General features: G+C 53.1%; 11 protein-coding genes and 1 pseudogene. All 12 read right to left on the minus strand.

The genetic code is table 11. The features are described 5' to 3' along the window. Nucleotides 1-46: 46 nt before the first annotated feature. Nucleotides 47-589: an alpha/beta hydrolase gene (locus tag GBK04_RS30935; RefSeq protein WP_373331478.1), complete on the minus strand. Its 543-nt coding sequence runs from the start codon at nucleotides 587-589 to the stop codon at nucleotides 47-49. Further along, the gene (locus tag GBK04_RS30940; RefSeq protein ID WP_373331220.1) at nucleotides 535-915 is read right to left on the minus strand and encodes an alpha/beta hydrolase family protein; all 381 of its coding nucleotides are present in this window, start codon (nucleotides 913-915) and stop codon (nucleotides 535-537) included. Before GBK04_RS30940 ends, GBK04_RS30935 begins: the two co-directional genes overlap by 55 nt. Before the next feature lie 99 nt (nucleotides 916-1,014). Beyond that, complete coding sequence (locus tag GBK04_RS22190) at nucleotides 1,015-2,259, minus strand: MFS transporter (RefSeq protein ID WP_152763485.1); 1,245 nt, start codon at nucleotides 2,257-2,259, stop codon at nucleotides 1,015-1,017. Between the two features lie 101 nt (nucleotides 2,260-2,360). Then, nucleotides 2,361-4,007, minus strand: a complete 1,647-nt coding sequence (locus GBK04_RS22195) for an FAD-dependent oxidoreductase (protein ID WP_152763487.1) — start codon at nucleotides 4,005-4,007, stop codon at nucleotides 2,361-2,363. A 31-nt stretch (nucleotides 4,008-4,038) separates the two neighbouring features. Then, nucleotides 4,039-6,073: pseudogene (locus tag GBK04_RS22200) on the minus strand (FAD-dependent oxidoreductase). A gap of 80 nt (nucleotides 6,074-6,153) precedes the next feature. Beyond that, a complete protein-coding gene (locus GBK04_RS22205; RefSeq protein WP_373331221.1) occupies nucleotides 6,154-7,815 on the minus strand; it encodes a RagB/SusD family nutrient uptake outer membrane protein in 1,662 nt (553 codons plus the stop codon). 12 nt (nucleotides 7,816-7,827) lie between these two features. Then, nucleotides 7,828-11,169: a TonB-dependent receptor gene (locus GBK04_RS22210; RefSeq protein ID WP_152763492.1), complete on the minus strand. Its 3,342-nt coding sequence runs from the start codon at nucleotides 11,167-11,169 to the stop codon at nucleotides 7,828-7,830. A gap of 115 nt (nucleotides 11,170-11,284) precedes the next feature. Next, a complete protein-coding gene (locus GBK04_RS22215) occupies nucleotides 11,285-12,283 on the minus strand; it encodes a FecR family protein (protein ID WP_152763494.1) in 999 nt (332 codons plus the stop codon). A 21-nt stretch (nucleotides 12,284-12,304) separates the two neighbouring features. Beyond that, nucleotides 12,305-12,862 (minus strand): RNA polymerase sigma factor, encoded by a 558-nt coding sequence (locus tag GBK04_RS22220; RefSeq protein WP_152763496.1) that lies wholly within the window; start codon nucleotides 12,860-12,862, stop codon nucleotides 12,305-12,307. 255 nt (nucleotides 12,863-13,117) lie between these two features. Further along, entirely contained in the window at nucleotides 13,118-15,043 is a 1,926-nt protein-coding gene (locus tag GBK04_RS22225) for a sialate O-acetylesterase (protein WP_152763498.1), read from the minus strand. 114 nt (nucleotides 15,044-15,157) lie between these two features. Then, nucleotides 15,158-16,231, minus strand: a complete 1,074-nt coding sequence (locus GBK04_RS22230) for a glycoside hydrolase family 43 protein (RefSeq protein ID WP_152763500.1) — start codon at nucleotides 16,229-16,231, stop codon at nucleotides 15,158-15,160. Between the two features lie 215 nt (nucleotides 16,232-16,446). Continuing rightward, nucleotides 16,447-18,261: a RagB/SusD family nutrient uptake outer membrane protein gene (locus GBK04_RS22235; RefSeq protein ID WP_152763502.1), complete on the minus strand. Its 1,815-nt coding sequence runs from the start codon at nucleotides 18,259-18,261 to the stop codon at nucleotides 16,447-16,449. Between the last annotated feature and the right edge of the window lies 1 nt (nucleotide 18,262).

Raw genomic sequence — 18,262 nt, forward strand, 5'->3', positions numbered from 1 at the left:
CATTTTTCTGGAAAACAAAATTTTAACTTATTCCCGTGATCTACGCCTAGGGCTGGTATCCCGAACTCAGGAATTGATCCAAGGTTGGCTCGCCTTTGAGGTACCCCAATGATTGCAAAAAGGCGTCAGTTTTCAGGACGGTATCTTTGAAATTGGCCAAGTCGTTTTTTTTGTAATTAAAAAAGCCGTGGGGTTGCCCTTCGTACAGATACAGGTCACAGCGTCCGCCTTTTTCCTCAATCTTCTTTTTGTAGGCTTGCGCGGTACTGACAGGAATCAGTTTATCGGCTGTTCCCAAAAAGAAAATGGTGGGTGGGGAGCCTTTGTCCAGGTTGTGCAGGGGCGAAAATTCTTTGTTGCGTTCCCCGACCCGCTCGTAGCCATAGCCCTCGGGACCATTGTCAATAACGGGATTATATAATACCAGCGCCTGGGGTACGGTGCTCACTGAAAGATCGTCGGTAGGGGCATTGAGATCGGGCAGCACGGCCGCCGCGGCGGCCAGGTGTCCACCCGCCGAGCCTCCCGCCGCAATCAGCCGGTTCGGATCAATCCCCAGCAGGGCAGCGTGCTGCCGCAGGTACCGTATGGCCGACTTGGCATCTTCAACCGACGCAAAAGGGGGGTGCCCTGCCGGTTTTTAACACGGTAGTCGGCTCGCGCGCAGATCATCCCGCGGCTGGCGAAGTACCTGGCATGCGGTTCAAACTGGGCAATGCTCCCGTTCACCCAACCCCCGCCAAAGAAAAACACCAGCGTCGGGTAGGATTGCCCGGACTGGTAGCCGGGTGGGTAGTCCAGTACCAGGTTGAGTACTGTGCTGTCGACTCGCTTATAAACGACTTCGAGGGATGTTTGGGCGAAACCGTTTAAGGATAAGAAGAAGAGCAGTAGTAAGGAAAATAGAGTTTTCATGGGGCAGGATAATTTGAGGCCCTCGTAGCCATAGTACACGAACATATGACTGATTGCCAGTATGGAAAAGAAAGTCCTGACCCACTACAAAATACCCTTCTACTCTTCCAGAAAATCCATGTCGCGGCCGTGGGTTTCGGGGATAGTCAGGATGGAGTAAAAACCGATGATAAAACAGATGAGACCCACCAGGGCCCCGGCATCGGTAACGGCAAATGAAGTTTTGAACGAGCCGTACAGCGTGGTCATGAGTACCACCGTACCCCGCACCATGTTGGGCACGGTGGTGGCGGCCGTAGCCCGCAGGTTGGTGCCAAATTGCTCGGCGCCAATGGTCACAAACATGGCCCAGTAGCCGATGCCCAATCCCAGCAAAGCCGCCAGGAAGTACAGTTGTCCGGCGGTATTGATGCCTGCATAGAGGTATACAGTGCTGACTATTGCCGTAAACAGCATAAAAATAAAGACGGCTTTCTTACGTGATTTGAGCGCGTGGCTGATGAGGCCGCTCGATAAGTCGCCCACCGAAAGACCTACGTAACACCACATGATGGCCAGCCCCGGCCGGATGGCTTCGTCAATGCCCAGGGCTTTTCCGAACTCGTTGCTGAACGTGGCCAGAATCCCGATCACAAACCAGGTAGGTAGTCCCATGCCGATGCATTTGAGATAGCGGATCAGGCGGTCTTTATTGGTAAAAAGTGCAAAGAAATTTCCCTTCTGCACGTGTTTCTGTTCCCGTACCTGCTGAAAAATGCCCGACTCGAACACCCCGATCCGGAGCAGGAGCAAGGCAATGCCCAGGCCCCCGCCAATGAAGTAGGCATTGCGCCAATCGAAAAACTCGACGGTGAAGTAACCCACCACCGCGCCCAGCAAACCGATACCTGCCACCAGCGAGGTGCCGATGGCCCGGAGTTCTTTGGGCAGGATTTCGGAAACCAGCGTAATGCCCGCGCCCAACTCTCCGGCCAGACCCACCCCGGCGACAAACCGCAGGATTTTATACATATCGGCATCCTGCACGAATCCGCAGGCAATGTTGGCAATGGAGTAGGTGACAATGGAGCCGAAAAGTACGGAGAGCCGCCCTTTTTTGTCGCCCAGGATACCCCACAGAATACCTCCCAGGAGCAGGCCGGTCATCTGCCAGTTGAGGATGCTGGCCCCTACCGACGAAACGGCCTCTTCGGATAGTCCCAGCGAAACCAGGCTGGGGATGCGGACAATTCCGAAAAGCAATAAGTCATAAATATCAACGAAGTAGCCCAGGGCGGCTACGATCACGGGAATACTAAAAAGATGGGAGGCAGTAGAGCGGGCAGGTTGAATCGTTGGGTTCATTGGGTACTTGGAACAGCGGAAAAGGTTGGGAAATCAGATAAAGTACATAGCTCAGGACTTTGTCCGAGCCATGTACCCCTGACAGTAAAGTGCAAATTACCTTAATTTAACTCTAATTTTTGCCCTGCTTTGAGTAGTTCCTTCTTTAATTCGGCATAATCCAGTTTTTGCGGAATAACCTTTTTTTCGATGGACAGTACCGCCGCCGCCGCCGCCGACTGACCGAGAATCATGAATACGGGCTCCATGCGAATAGAACCAAAAGCAATGTGTGAGCTCGACATGGCTACGGGTACCAGCAGATTTTTGCACTCGGCCGCCTTGGGCAGGATGGAACCGTAGGAAATGGAGTAGGGCTGTTTGGGATGTACGCCGATGTCGCCTTCGTTCTGCACGTAGCCGTCGTCCTTGACGTATCGTTGCGCGTTGTGGGCGTCCAGTGAGTAAGAACCCATCCCGATGGGGTTGGACACGGGCTTGGTTCCCAGGGTATGCTGCTCGGTCATTACGTCCTCACCCAGCATGCGGCGGGCTTCGCGCACATAAATCTGGTGTGGCCAGTTGCCGTTGTCTTTGAATTCGTCCTTGGCTAGGCCCCACTGTTGCATGTCCTGCTTCACGTCTGCGGGCATGCGTGGGTCGTTCTGCATAAAGTACAGCAGCCCTTTCTGGTACTTTTCATGATCCTTAATGATCTCCCGGCGGCGTTCGTAGCTGGCGTCGGGGTAGTCGTAGTTTTTGCCGATGTAGTCGGTACTGAATGGTCCGTGGTTGTTGGTGTCGGTTTTGTGGTTGGGAATGGGGTCGTACTTCTCAAAGGTTTCGCGCCAGCCGGTATCGAACACCCGTAGCAGCAACTCGTACCGGGCCGGGTCGTAGCCTTCGGGTTTGGGGAAAGGTACGCGGTTGTTGGGGTCGTTGCTCATACACAGCCGGAAGCAGTAGGCCTGGATCTTATTATCGCCGGTACCGTTGGGAGCAATGGGCTCGGAGGAAATTTCGGGCAACAAGCCGCTTTTGGGATCGCCGGGTACCTTGTAGGGGCTCACGGGTTTTTTGAAGTAGTGGCCGTGCTGAAACACGCCCGCCTGCACGCCATTCCACTGCTCGCCGTACACGCTGTTGGCCTCGCGGCCCACGTGGTAGCTCACGCCCGCGGCGGCCATCAGGTCACCTTCGTAGGTGACGTCGATGAACATTTTGCCCTGGTAGGTATTGCCGCTCAGCGTTTTGAAAGATTGAATCTCGCCGTTTTTCATGGATACGCCCTTCTTAGAGCGGTCCAGCCATTCGTCGCGGTAGACGGTGATGTTGTTTTCCTTGATAAAGTCCTCAAAAACCTGCTCGGCGGCGTGGGGTTCAAAAATCCACATGGTGCGGTTGTTGCCATCCATGGCGGGGGTACCCTGGCCTTTGTTGCCGTACTCCGATTGTTTCTGCCATGTCCAGCTTTCGGGCTTCTGGTAGTGTTGATAGAGGCGCTGGTAGAACTCTCTGGATAGTCCGCCAATGACGGATTTGTTGCCAGTATCGGTAAAGCCCAGCCCACCCGCCGACAACCCGCCCAGGTGCTTGTCGGGTGAAACGACGATAACCGACTTGCCCATTTTCTTCACCTGCACGGCAGCGGTGACGGCGGCGCAGGTACCCCCGTAGATGATGACATCGGCCTGCCGCGTAGCGGTGGGGGCGGTTTCAAAAGATAAATGAAGAAGTGAAAATACTAGTATAAAAACCAACTGTTTCATAGAACTGAGTTTGATAAAAGAAAGGTACGAATTAGAGTCCCTGAGGCACAAAAAGAACGGCATCGGCGATAACTACCCCATCCGCGCCCTGATTGGAAATCTCCACATAGGATTTCCGGCCTTTGGGTAAGGTCAGTTCGCCGAGCGAAAACCACTCGCCCGAGGTTTGTCCTTCTACCACGATATCGGAGTCCTTGACGGTGAGCTCCCGGGATTTTTTGCCATCGTGGAGGATTAGGGTACTTTTAGAAGAAAGACCGGGCATTTTGGGAAAATACATGTAGGCCTTGTACCGACCGGGCCGACTGATTTCAGGTGTAAAACGCACCGTTTGCACAGCAGTACCCTTTGGGTCGGAAGTCAGCGAGGTAGGGCCGTAGCTGCCTTTTCTGACCACCGCCCAGGGGCCATGTACCGATACGGAGGTGCTATCGTCGTTATCCACCAGTATTTCGGGGGTGGTACCATTGGCCAGCGGATCGGCTTTCAATTGCTTTTGCAGCTGGGCTACGTCGATCCGTTGTACCGAAGTACCGGCGTCGATTGCCATGACCGCTGCTACCGCCGACGATTGCGCCAGCACCATAAATACCGGCTCCATACGGATGGAGCCGTAGGCGATGTGGCTGGCCGACAGACATACCGGCACCAGCAGGTTTTCACATTCGGAAGCTTTGGGAATAAGCGACCGATAGGCAATGGGATAAGGACCAAAACCGCCTACTTCCACATTTCCTTCGTTCTTGACCTGCCCGTCGACCACGATGCGCTGAATATTGTGAGAGTCCATGGTGTAGGCCGCCATGCCCACGCCATCGTTTACCACTTCTTTCCCCTGGCAGTTGGCCTGGGTCATGACGTAGTCGCCCACCATCCGGCGTACTTCGCGGACGTATACTTGGGGCGACCAGTGGTTGTTATCGACATATTCGTCTTTAGGGTACCCCCATTTCAACATTTCCTCCTGCATCGATGGGGTACCCGGGGGTCATGCCCGTAGAAATAGAGCAGCCCTTTCGTGTAAAGCTCGTGGTCTTTAATAATGCGCTTACGTTCGGCGTAGGTACCTTCGGGATAGGCATAATTCATCCCGATCATATCCGTTGAAAATCCCCCCGATTATTGATATCGGTTTTTTGGTGCGGCATACTGCTCCAGATGAAGTAGTCGCGAATACTTTTTTTAGTGGGCTGTTTTTCAAAAAGCCGCACGAGAAGATCATACCGGCTGGCATCGTAACCTTCCGGCCTGGTAATCGGAATTTGGTTGGCAGGATCGGAGGTGAGGCAGATGCGGTAGTTGTAGGCCTGTACCTTGTTGTCACCCGAACCTGCCGGTGCCAGTTTTTGATCCGATATGCCCCACAGCAATCCGCTTTCGGGCTGGCCGGGTACCTTGTAGGGATCTACGCCATCGGGAAACTGGTGGCCGTGCATGAGCTGCACCCCGTTGATGGTTTCGTTGTAGACATTATTGGCTTCGCGCCCCAAGGCGTAGCTTACTCTTGCCTTGGCCATCAGGTCGCCTTCGTAGGTGGCATCGATAAACATTCGGGCTTCAACGGTGCGGTGGGTGGTGGCCTGCGGAGCCTGACTGTTTTCCAGGACAATACTCTGGATTCGGTTCCTGGTTTTCTGGGCGGATACAATCCGATGCGAGTACAGTACCTGGATACCTGCCTCGTCGAGGTACTTCTGGAAAGTCTGCTTCGCTACTTTGGGTTCGAAGGTCCACTGCTCGAACTTTCCGTAGTGCTGTCCGATGCGGCGGTAAAAATCCCGGGCCAGACCCGTTATGGCGTACTTATTGCCAATATCCGTGTAGCCCAGGCCTCCGGTAGTAAGCCCGCCCAGGTGTCGGGTAGGCTCGATCAGGAGTACCGATTTCCCCATTTTCCGGGCGGTGTAGGCGGCCATGACACCAGCCGAGGTAGCCCCATACACACAAATATCATAGCTTTCGGCTTTAGGGAAACGAGGGGTTGCCTGGGTGGCGACAAGGATTGGGAAAAGAGCAGCCAGTAGTAATCCCCTGGTTATTCGGGTGATCAAGAATCGTATCAACATACTGAGTTAGGGCTAGTTCGGGAAATGGGAATAGAAGGCCTCACCGCCCGAGATTTACCCCGGACAGCGAGACCAACTTCCTAGTAATTGGGATTCTGTTCCAGTGCCGTATTGGTTTCCAGCTCAATGCGCGGGATCGGCCATAGCAGATCGCGGTTGCGGTCGAACAAGCGGATTTCGATAACCCGCATTTTATCGGCATTGGCCACATTGTCGTAACTAGGGGTTCCGTTCTCGTCGATGTCGGGCGCATTGCTCAGGAAAGCATTCTGCACCCGGCCGAGCAGTTTGCCTTTCATGGCTTTTTCGGCAATATTCCACCGGCGGATATCGAACAGGCGGAGTCCTTCGCCGGCCAGTTCGTATTTGCGCTCCCGCCTCACAATGTACCGTAGCTCAGTCTGGGTTTTGCCGGGCGCGATGGCAGGCATATTGACACTGGGGCGGGTCCTGACGGCGTTGATGGCGTCATAAACCGATTGGTCGATCTGATTCATTTCGATCTTAGCCTCGGCGTAGTTGAGCAGCGCCTCGGCGTAGCGGAACAGGATGATGTCCAGTTCGCTGTTGTCCCGGTCGTCCTTATCGCCGGGATCGGCGTATTTGCGCCAAAGGTACCCCGAGAAACTGGCATAGGCGTGGGTAGCTTCGGTATTCTGCACGCGCTTGCCGGTGGCTACATTGAGGGTGGTGAGGCTGTCGGGATGCGTTTCGAAGACATAGCCGATGAACGTGGATTGGGGTAACACCACCGTATAACCCAGGCGTGGGTCACGGTCGGTGAAGGGCTTGGCCGGGTTGAATTGGGGAGAATCGTCAATCTGTAGACCGTCGGTCATTTCATAGGAGTCGACCAACGCCTCCACCGGTATTTTGTTGGAGTGCCCTAAGGCGATCCGTGAATAAAACTGCCGGGCTGTGCTGTGGACACTGGTACCTTTCAGAAATTGCGCCGCCAGGATTATCTCGGGGGAGTTCTGTCCGGCATACATGAACAGCTCACCATAGTTGGGATGCAACTGGTAGGTCTTGGAGTCCATGAGTTCTTCGGCTGCCTGGGCAGCCGTTTCCCATTTCTGGTTGTAAAGCGCCACCCGCGACAACAGGGCCAGCGCCGCGCCTTTGGATACCCGTCCCTTATTGGCCGCGCCGGGCTGGGCGGGCAGGTCCTGTTTGATTGCCTGCAACTCCGAAATAATGAAGTCTGTCACTTCGGCCTTGGAATTACGGGGTACCTGCGATTCCGAGAGTAGGGTAGGTTGGGTCAGAAGAGGTACCCCTCCGAAGAGTTCATTGAGGTAGGAATAATAGTAGGCGCGCAGGAAACGTATTTCAGCCATTTGACGCTTGTATTTTTCGGCAGGTACGATTTCGGCCAAAGGTTCGGCCCGGGAAAGGATGTAGTTGGCGCGGCCAATGCCCCGGTAGAAGGTATCCCAGAAGGATTTAGTAAAACTGTTGTCGGGGGTAGCAATGCCTTTGCCCAGTTCCTGCAGGGCTGAGCCGTTCCGGTCCCAGCCAATGTCGGAGGCGTAGTCCAGCGAAAGGGCAAATGGGCCATTGTCAATAGGTTTGAACCAGAGTGTATTGTACACGCCCGTCACGGCCAGATCGAGCTCGGCCTCGGTGCGCAGAAAAGTTTCGGCGGCGGGGCTGTCGAGCGGATAGCGTTCGAGGTAGTCATTGCACGACAGGGTAGCCATGCCGATGATGAGGGTAAGGAATATCTTGATGGTTTTCATAGACTTCATTTTTTAGAATTTCAGATCCAGGCCCAGGGAGTATACTTTCATTTGCGGGTACCAGCCCCCGTCGCTAACGGGAGCCTCTACGTCGTAGCCCTGCCAGAATTTATCGATGGTGAACAGATTTTGTCCGCTGACATAAATGCGGGCCCGCTGGATGTATTTTTTTAAAAATGAACCGGGTACCGTATAGCTGAGCTGAACGTTTTTCAGCCGGAGGTAGGAGGCGCTCTTCATCCAGAAATCGGAGTTCTGCTCATTGTTGATTTCGTTGAAGGCAAAGCGGGGGAAGGCGGCATCGGTATTATCGGGGGTCCAGCGATCCTTATGCTGCTCCTGCACGGTACCTCCCAGGTAGAAGGGCATGATGCCCTGCCCGAACAGAAAGCCGTCGGCCTTGCCCACACCCTGAAAGAACACCGACAAATCGAAGCCTTTGTAGCCCAGGTCCAGATTAGTACTGTACGTATAGCGGGGAATGGGGCTGCCCAGGATTACCTGGTCCTGCGTATTGATTACACCGTCGCCGTTTACGTCGCGGTATTTAATATCGCCGGGGGCCACGTTGCCAAACTGTTTGGGGCTGTTGGCAACCTCGTCGGCACTCTGGAACAGGCCGATGGCTTCGTAGCCAAAGAAAGAATCAATCGGGTGTCCTTCGCGGCTTACCTGCCGTCCACTGCGCTGAATCCCCTTCATATCCAGTACTTTGTTCTTCACATCCGACAGGTTGAAGGTCACTCCGTAGGTGAAATCTCCGACGCGGTCGCGGTAGTTCAGGGCTAGTTCCCACCCTTTATTTTCCACCACCCCGGCATTCTGATAGGGGGCCGTGAGACCCAACATGGTGGGAATGTCGAGCTGAAGCAGGATACCGGTGGTTTTGCGCTGGTAGTAATCGGCCGTAACCGTAAACTTCGACCACAGGTTCAGGTCCAGCCCAATGTCGGAAAGCGTAGTGGTTTCCCATTGGATTTCGGGGTTGGCCATGGCATTCAGCGAGGCGCCCGTCGTTACCTGATCACCGAAGACATAATTGCTGCTGCCAATGCCGATGAAAGCCGAAAAGGGGTACAGGCCGATATTCTGATTGCCCAGGCGTCCCCACGAAGCCCGGATTTTGAGGTCGGTCACAACGTGGGACAGATTCGTCATGAAAGACTCCTGTCCGATCCGCCAGCCCGCCGACACCGAAGGAAAAATTGCGTACTTGTTGCCAGTCGCGAAGCGGGAGGAACCGTCGTAGCGGGCGTTGGCCTCGAAGAGGTACTTTTCCTTATAGTTGTAGTTGATCCGGCCGAACAAGGACTGTAGCGCCCAGTGCGACGCCGATCCACCAGTACGTTCGTTTTCACGATTTCCGGAGTTGATCTCCTGATAATCAGGGAGAATGAAAACCTCCCGGTAGGCCGATATCCAGTTGTCACGTTCATCTTCCCGCTGAAAACCAGCCAGCACCGTCAGTTGGTGATCGGTGGCAATGGTTTTGTCCAGGGTGAGGGTGGCACGGAGGTTGTTGTACCAGGTACGGGTAAAACGCTCGCTCAGCGAGTTCCGGCCCGGAATGGCGTAGCTGGGACTACCGTCCCAGCGGTAGGTCTGGGTGATGTTGGAAAACGACTTGGTATGGGGCTCGTTGAACTTAGGCGCGTAGATCACACTGGCCGTCAGCCAGTCCGTGGGCTTGTAGCGTACATTGAGGTTCATGATAGCACTGATGGCCGACTCGTTGTTGAGGCCTCCATCCTGCGCTCTGGCCAGGGGATGATCTCCATTCCAGCCTTCGCCATACTGGCCGGTGGAAAGTATCCCGGCCTGATTGGCCGGAATCCGCCGCATCCAGTGAAAAACGTAGCCCGTCCCGGAAGAGGGTTCAGTCAGATCAGTCCTCCGCAGGAACATATCCATGGAAGCGCTGAATTTATCATTTAGCTTGATGTCGGAGTTGAGCCGTACGTTATACCGCTTGAAGTTGGTATTGGGGATAATCCCGTCCTGATTGAAATAGCTGAAAGATCCTAACACCTTGATGCGATCGTTGCCGGCGTTGAGGCCCACATAATGGCTTTGCATGGGGCTGCTTTTTTTCAGCGTAAGCTTCTGCCAGTCGGTATCGGGATAGCGGTCGGGGTTGGAGGCGGCCTGGGTGCGGTACTCGTCCAGGTAGGTCTGGCTGTACAGCGGCGTACGTCCCACGTTGGTGTACGCCTCATTGATCATCACCATATGATCCATTGCATTCACAATGGTGGGCATGTCGGTGGGGGTTTGGGTACCTACGTAGGTGTTATAATTGAGACTGAACCCTTTGTCGTTGGCGCGTTTAGTAGTGATCAGGATCACGCCATTGGCCGCCCGTGAACCGTAGATAGCCGCCGAGGCGGCATCTTTCAGCACCGAGATGCTTTCAATCTCGTTGGGGTCAATGTTATTGAGGCTCGATTCGATCCCATCCATGATTACCAGTGGGTTGGCATCGCTGAGGGTACCTATCCCCCTGATCCGGATATTGCCGCCATCGCGGCCGGGCTGGCCCGAGCGCTGGGTTACGGTCAGGCCGGGTACCATGCCCTGAAGAGCGGAGGTGGTCTGGCCCACGGGCCGCTTTACCAATTCTTCTGAGGAAATGGAGGCGACCGAACCTGTCAAATTGACCTTTTTCTGGGTACCATAGCCTACCACTACCACCTCGTTGAGCAGTTTGTCCTCCGGGGCGAGGGCCAGGTCAATCGTGGAGCGGTTACCCACCGCCACTTCCTGACTAAGGTACCCCACAAAACTGAACACCAGCACGGGTGAGCCTATTTCGGGAACGGCCAGCTGAAAACGCCCCTCACCATCGGTAGTGGTACCCCGTTGGGTACCTTTCAGCACCACGCTCACGCCGGGCAAAGCGCCGCCGCTCTCGTCCGTGACGATACCCGTGATGGTGCGATCCACGGGCAGGTTCACTTCCCTCGGGATGAAGCCGGTAGGCTCAGCCCGTTCCGGCTTGCTTTTCCGGAGTAGAATCCGGTTTTCAATTACTTCATATTCGACATCAATGGGTTTCAGAACCTCGTCCAGTACCGCCGAGAGTTTTCGGTTGGTGACGTTCAGCGATACCCGCTGGGCCGACTGGATTTTGGTGCTGTACACGAATTTTACGCGGGCCTCCTGTTCGATTTGGTTCAATACTTCTTTCAATTCCAATTGCTCCCCCCGGATAGAAATGGGTCGGTTGAGTACCTCCTGAGCCCGGAGGCTGTGGGCCCAGGAAAGGCTGCAGCAGAGGGTCAGTAAGAGCAATTGTGAAAACGTGATTTTCATAACCTTCCACAAATTTTTGGGAATGGGTACCGGTTTTTTCATAGTTTTACTTGTTTTTTAATTGGTAAAAATTGAGAAACAATGCCCTCCCACAGATTGGCGTTTGAAAGAGGGTATTCAAGTGAAGCCGAACGTGTTTGCAGCACGTTCGGCTTTTTTATGGACAGCCGTCGCCGTTGATAAACACCACGGTACCCCTTTTTTCGTAGGTGGCATCCACGGATTTACAAACCAACTCGAGCTGGGTGAACATCGACAGACCATTCAGGTCGGCCGTGATGCGGCAGTCTTTAACCGTAGGGTTCGAAATCACGAATTCAATTCCGTACAGCCGGGTAAGTTCGGCCAGCACTTTTTCAAAAGAAGCCTCCCGAAAGACCAATGCCGTTTTCTTTTCTCCGGACTGAACCGCCACCGGTTTTTCTACAATACCCGGTGTGATGGTATGGGTGCTGGCGTCGTACACGGCCCGTTGGTTGGGGGTGATAATGACCCCGTTGCGCTCACGTTGCTGATTTTTACCCCGGGCGTATACCGATACTTTTCCCGTACGGACCGATACCTCCGTGGTTTTACCTTTTTCATTTTGCCTGATCCGGAAACTTGTCCCGAGTACCTCCGTATCCAACTCGCCGGTATGCACCACAAAGGGCTTGGCCACGTTGCGCTTTACGTTAAAAAAGGCTTCTCCCGTAAGGTACACTTCCCGGCGCGCCTGGTTGAAGGTTTTTTCGTACACCAGGCTGCTGTTCTGAGCCAGGAGTACGGTGGTACCATCGGGTAGCGTTACCTCCTGCTCAGAGGGATTAGTGTTTTTTACCTCAATGCCGGTTTGTTCCCGCACTAAGGTAGCTACCCGCGGTTCTGGCTCGGTGTCGGATTGGCTGTACAGCCAGGCAAAACCCAGCACCAGGCAGGCCGCAATACCCGACAACCACGCCAGTTGGATTGTCCGGCGTCCACCAGCCGGTCGGATCCGGGTTTGGAGGCTGCGCCACATACGCTTCTCGATCCCTACCTTCTGCGCCTCGCTCAGGGACAACTCCACCTGGTTGGCGGGGGTTTCATACCATTCCGCCAAGAGGCGATCCTCCTGCTCGGTGGTTTTCCCTTCGAGGTAGCGTTTGAGAAGTTGGTTGAATTCCTGTTGTGTCATGGGATGCGGGCGATTGACTTCCTAATTGTCGGTATGATATTCTTTCAGGTTGTCTTTGAGGAATCTCAACGACTTGGTGATGTGGTACTCCACGGCTTTCTCGCTCAGATTGAGCACCTGAGCGATTTCTCGCACCGATTGGTTTTCGAAGCGGCTGCGCTTGAATACCTCCGCACTTTTTTCGGGTAAGCGGCTGAGCACCTTCTCCACGGCCTCGGTCAAATCGGTATAGTTGACTATTTCGTCGGTGTCGAAGTGCTGGTGAAGTTCCTGAAAAATGAGGTACTCCTGATACTTGCGGTAGCTGATTTGGGATTTGATGTAATCATAGACCTGGTTTCTGACCGCAATGGTCAGGTACATGCCCAGGTGCCGTATCTGTACCTCCGAACGGCGGCTCCATAGTTTCAGGAAAACCTCCTGCACCAGTTCCTCAGCTTCTTCGCGGATGCCGGTCTGGTGGTAGGCGATGCTGTACAACTTGTACCAGTAACGCCGGTAGATTTCCTCGAAGGCCGTCATTTTGCCTTCCCTAAGAAAAAGTACCAACCGTTCGTCGTCGAGTTGTTTCAAGGTCATGCGGGTCTGAGGGTAAAGGAATAGTTACCCGTATAGTAGAACAACTTCGCCCTATCCCTAAATAATTTTAGAAAATAGTTGAATTATTTTATTCGGAACCAAGATAGAGGAATAGAAAAAGGGCAGACATGGCGTCACATACACAGCTATACCGTCCGCTTGAAGACTGTAGAAATGGGGCGCTGCCCCGACGCGTGCTGATGTTTTGAGGAGGAATCTGTGGGGCCAAGCAGGTACCCTAACCGACTGCCGGATTTATTGATCGGTTCGGAACGGAGACGCCGGCAGTCCCTCCTTATTATAAAGATTCGGATTGACCGGATTATCCGCCCAGGCGTAGCGGACGTAGAGTGGATTGGGTACTTCGTCGCTCTGCACAACTACTTTGCCGTTTTCAATGGTTGCTTTAGCCCACACGAAATTCTTATCGCTTCCTGCGATCGCGAATTCGCTCAATACTTCACCGTCGTTGGTGACCAGGCCGCTGCCTGTGTTGGTAAAACTGATGACAATTTTATCGCCTTCCACCGCCGCCGATTGGAACAACGGACCGGAATAGACCAGATTTTCTCCGTAGGCCGTTTTCATGGCGGCCAAAGCCAGCCGATCGCCCACGTCCTTTTTATTGTCGGGGTGAATGTCGTTCCACTCGCCGAGGTCAATGGCTACTACCATAGCTGTGTTGGGTAACGACAAAGCCTTGAATTGCGATTCCCGAAGCATTGCCCAGTTGCTTTCGGAAGGCAGGTAGTTGTAGTCCATGAAGCCGGGTAGTTGCACAAACAGAAAAGGAAGTTCTCCCTGATTCCATTTGTTTCGCCAGTCTTTAATCAACGCGGTTTGCAGGTCGGCGTATTCCTCCGGCTTCCCGGCGTTGCTTTCGCCCTGGTACCAGCAAATGCCTTTGATCGCGTAGTTGATTTCCGGGGCTACCATGGCATTGTACAGAGCCGCCGGCTGGTTTTGGGCGCTGATGCCACCACCAAACCCGCCTTTCATAGGACGGTAGACGGTACCCACTTTGTACTGCCAAGTACCTTTCAAATCCACCGTATCGGCACCGGCAAAAATGGAGTAGGGTTTATCGGGCACAAAACCGCCTTTTCCTCCCATATTGGTTACCCGGATCACGAATACATTCTTCCCGGGTTTTAACACATTGGAGGGTACTTTGTATCGACGCTGAGGGTACTGGTAGGTCGTTCTTCCGACCGACTGACCGTTGATATACAACTCGTCCGCATCGACAATTCGGCCCAGAAAGACTTTGGCATCTTTGCCCGTCATGGTCGCCGGAATGTCGATTTCCCGGCGGTACCATACTACGCCGTTCAGATTTTTAATCCCCTGATCTTCCCAAAAACCAGGAATGTTAATCGGACGCCATCCTTTGGGCGAATAGGTAGTTTCGTACCATTTGGGGGTACTTTCCAGCCCCAGATCGATCGGGGGAGCAGGACGGGTGGCTGCCGAGGATGGTCTGCGGTTGAGGCTGTTGACGTAAGTCGTGTCTTTGTTTTTTTCTATGGTGGCGCCAAGATCAGAAAAGTCTTTCAGTCCCTCTTCGCTGGTCCACGCTTCGATGGGCGTACCGCCCACGCTGGCGTTGATGATACCGACAGGTACTTTATACTTTTCGTGAATTTTTTTGGCAAAAAAGTACGCTACGGCCGAAAAAGGCCGCACGTCCTCACCCACGGCGGCTTTCCATTGTCCCTGGGGTAGATCATCTTTTGGGCCCAGTAAATCGGTTTGGTTAGGTACCAAAAACTGCCGAATCTGTGGATAATTAGCTTCGGCAATTTCCTGGGCATATGTAACGTCGTGAATATTCAGTTGGTGCACCATGTTGCTTTGTCCGCTGCAAAACCACACATCGCCCAGCAGAATATCCTTGACCGTCAGTTGCGTTTTGCCCTCTATCTCCATGGTATACGGCCCGCCCGCTGGTAGGGCCGGCAAAGCTACCTGCCATTTTCCCGCAGCATCGGTGGTAGTTTTGTAGCGCTTATTTTGAAAATGTACCGTAATTTTTTCGCCCGGATTGGCCCATCCCCAGATATTCAGTTGGGCATCGCGCTGAAGTACCATGCCATCGCTGATCAATTTGGGTAAACGGAGCTGCGCCTGAGCGGACAGGCTCAGTATGGCGAGAAATAAAAGTAGGGATGCTTTTTTCATGCTGACAGAATACATGCTTTTAATGGCTGGCTACACAGAAAGTACTTTTTGCTAAGGAAAATCTGGAAGTCGCTTTTTTTAGATGATGTTAGCTGATCTTAATATGCGCTTGTCTCAGGGTTTGATCAATTCCAGACTTCCGTCGGGTTTGCGCTTCAATTCCCGCACCTTGATGTTGCGCAAATGCGTCTTGCCCGACCGCTCCACGTCGTGGTAGAAGATGTACCATTTGCCATCGAATTCAACAATAGAATGGTGGGTCGTCCAGCCAGTAACCGGCTCCATGAAAGTTCCCTGATAGGTAAAGGGACCATAAGGAGAATCGCTAGTGGCGTAGGCGAGGAAATGGGTATCGCCGGTGGAGTAAGAAAAATAGTATTTACCATTGTATTTATGCATCCAAGCTCCTTCAAAAAAACGCCGGTCGTGATCACCTGCCAGCAACGGTTTTCCTCCTTTATCAATGATTTGCACATCCTTTACGGGTTCGGCGAAAGTGAGCATATCGTTGCTCATCCGAACTACCTTAGGACTCAGCGCGGGCTCATTGTCTTTCCCCAGATCAGTTTTCAAGGAAGCGTCATACTCCCCCGTATGCCAGCGCTGAAGCTGTCCGCCCCAGATTCCACCGAAGTACATGTAAGTGGTTCCATCTGTATCGGTGAACACCGCCGGATCAATGCTGTAGCTGCCGGGAATGGGAGCAGGTTCGGCTTTGAAGGGGCCCGTGGGCGATTTGCTGGTGGCTACGCCTATCCGGAACACATCCTGCTTATCCTTTACCGGAAAGTAGAGGTAGTACGTATCGTTTTTAGACGCCGCATCAGGGGCCCACATCTGACGACCCGCCCAGGGTACGTCCTTGATGTCGAGGGCCACGCCGTGGTCGGTGACCTTGCCATCGATTTTGTCCATGGAGTACACATGGTAATCCTTCATATCGAAGTGGCCGCCCTCATCATCCTGTGGTACGTTGGCATCTATATCGTGCGAGGGATAAATATAAATTTTGCCATTGAAGACGTGGGCCGAGGGGTCGGCCGTGTACAGGTCGGTAACCAAGGGCTTGGGACTGAATATCGTGTCACTGGATGCCGTGTCTGTCTTCTGGTTGTTACTATTACACGCGTTGAAACCAATACTGATTAAGACCAGTCCGGCAAGTGCGATGTTTTTTGAATTATACATATTTATTTATTAGAAATTGGCTAGTAAAATGTGTCTATCGGAAGCGGATTCTATTGTGTTAGTTGCGCCCGGGAGGCTTCCGGACAACCTTGACCATTGGCCAATTGAATTTCAAAGCGTACAATGAGGCAAAAAAACTCAAAAGATGCAAGAGAACGCTTCAAGCGATTCTCCTGCATCCAGTAAAGCAAATGGGTTCTTACGTGAAATTTCTGTTAGTAGCCGGTATTTTGCGGGAAGGTCGGTCCCTCCACAACCCGGTCTATCTGTGATTGAGGAATGGGCCTTAGCATATGAAAATCCTTAATATAGGGCGCAGCTTCCGGATTCCAGGCTTTTACCCGACGAACCAGCGAACGGGTACGAACCAAATCATGCCAGCGCTGCCACTCGCCGAAAAACTCACGGCTGCGCTCATCAAGAATAAAATCAACAGTAACGTCAGCCGCCGAAATAGTCATAGCCGTTGCGGCCGCCGTATTCTGAGCGGCGGTATTGGTTTTTCGGTAGGCTGCCCGCTGCCGTACTACATTTAGCAGATCAGCGGCCTTCGCGGCGTCCCCTGATTTCAGGTAAGCTTCGGCACCCGTCAGATAAACATCGGAAAAGCGGTACAGCACTACGGGCCGACTCGAGGGATCATTAAAGTTGGCGCCCCGACTGGTATCCATAAACTTCTTCAATGCGGGGAAAATCCCGTTGTTCCACAGGCTTGGTGGTACCACAATACCTTTGAAGGGCCTTGTCCCGACGAACTGTGGTGCTCCTGGTACTTCATAATCGGGCAGCCACGCGGCCGTATCAACACCCACTACGGTAGTGTAGCCGATTCCACGCTTGTTGTTAGGAGCCGTAGGGGTATTGGTAACAGAGGTGTTGGAGATGTAAACTGTATAGAACGAATTGGCAAAGCGCGTATCGACATTCCGGTTTGTAAAAGCCTGATCCAGGAAATAGTTTTTTCCCGCATTATCGCCCGTAGGCCATACGTAACTATTAGGACGCATCCGTACATAAGGACGTCCGTACTGAGAATCTCGGATCATACCGGATGTACCACTGTTGACCAGCGTTCCGGACGCATTTACGTACGAATTAATCCCACTATTGTTGGGGTAGTTCCAATTGGTGAACCAGGGAGTCAAATTCTGCGCCGCCCCGCCACTGGCCGCTCCCCCAACGGTATAATATCCATATTTGGGATCAAGTACGTGGTCGCTGACAAACATCGTTTCCTTGCCATAATCATTGGCTGGTACAAAGGCATCACCGTAATCCTGCCATAAATCCAGGCCATACGCTGATTTGTTGGCGATGATCTCCGAGCAGATGCTGGCTGCCTGCGCAAAGTCAGAGGCCGTATTGTTGAGCCAGCCCCGGGTCAGGTAGGCCTTTGCCAACAGCAACTGGGCGACGGGCTTGGTAGCTGCTTTGCCCAAAAAAGGTGCCGTGGGTTTGTCGGGTAAATCAGCGGCCGCCTCGGTCAAATCCTGGATGATCAATTTATAGACCTCAGCTACGGGTTGCCGGGATGCGGCCTGGGAAGGTACCGTGATAAACTCGGTGTGCAACGGAACATCTCCCCAGGTCTGTACCAGATAAAAGTACCAGAATCCCCTCAAAAACTTGGCCTGCGCCAAGTACTGCTTACGGGTAGCTTCCGGCAAATCAATGGTTTGTCCGTACTGAAGTACCCCATTAAGGGTATTAATGTCCTGGAAAGCCACGCCCCAGGCGGAACCAAAATTACTGCCGTTGAGTCCGTTGTAGGTATAAGCGATACCACTGCCAGCACTGGCAGCCTGCAAAAATTCGTCCGTTCCGGCCTGCATTTCTACCGAAAAGCCTTCGGTACCCCACTGGGAACGTATGTCGTTATAGACCCCGGAAATTCCGCCTAAAACCCCGGAAGGGCTGTTAAAATAGGAAGGGACAATTTGTGATTGGGGTTGCTCTTCCAAAATATTTTCACAGCCTGAGCCCAAGAATGCTGTAAGGCCGATGAATAAGCCAATTTTTATCGTTTTCATA

Source organism: Salmonirosea aquatica (genome assembly GCF_009296315.1).
Lineage (GTDB): Bacteria > Bacteroidota > Bacteroidia > Cytophagales > Spirosomataceae > Salmonirosea > Salmonirosea aquatica.

Bases quoted from the DNA above. Each gene is read 5' to 3' on its own strand.
- GBK04_RS30940 (WP_373331220.1), bottom strand. From the start codon at position 915: ATGAAAACTCTATTTTCCTTACTACTGCTCTTCTTCTTATCCTTAAAC.
- GBK04_RS22190 (WP_152763485.1), bottom strand. From the start codon at position 2,259: ATGAACCCAACGATTCAACCTGCCCGCTCTACTGCCTCCCATCTTTTT.
- GBK04_RS22195 (WP_152763487.1), bottom strand. From the start codon at position 4,007: ATGAAACAGTTGGTTTTTATACTAGTATTTTCACTTCTTCATTTATCT.
- GBK04_RS22205 (WP_373331221.1), bottom strand. From the start codon at position 7,815: ATGAAAACCATCAAGATATTCCTTACCCTCATCATCGGCATGGCTACC.
- GBK04_RS22210 (WP_152763492.1), bottom strand. From the start codon at position 11,169: ATGAAAAAACCGGTACCCATTCCCAAAAATTTGTGGAAGGTTATGAAA.
- GBK04_RS22215 (WP_152763494.1), bottom strand. From the start codon at position 12,283: ATGACACAACAGGAATTCAACCAACTTCTCAAACGCTACCTCGAAGGG.
- GBK04_RS22220 (WP_152763496.1), bottom strand. From the start codon at position 12,862: ATGACCTTGAAACAACTCGACGACGAACGGTTGGTACTTTTTCTTAGG.
- GBK04_RS22225 (WP_152763498.1), bottom strand. From the start codon at position 15,043: ATGAAAAAAGCATCCCTACTTTTATTTCTCGCCATACTGAGCCTGTCC.
- GBK04_RS22230 (WP_152763500.1), bottom strand. From the start codon at position 16,231: ATGTATAATTCAAAAAACATCGCACTTGCCGGACTGGTCTTAATCAGT.
- GBK04_RS22235 (WP_152763502.1), bottom strand. From the start codon at position 18,261: ATGAAAACGATAAAAATTGGCTTATTCATCGGCCTTACAGCATTCTTG.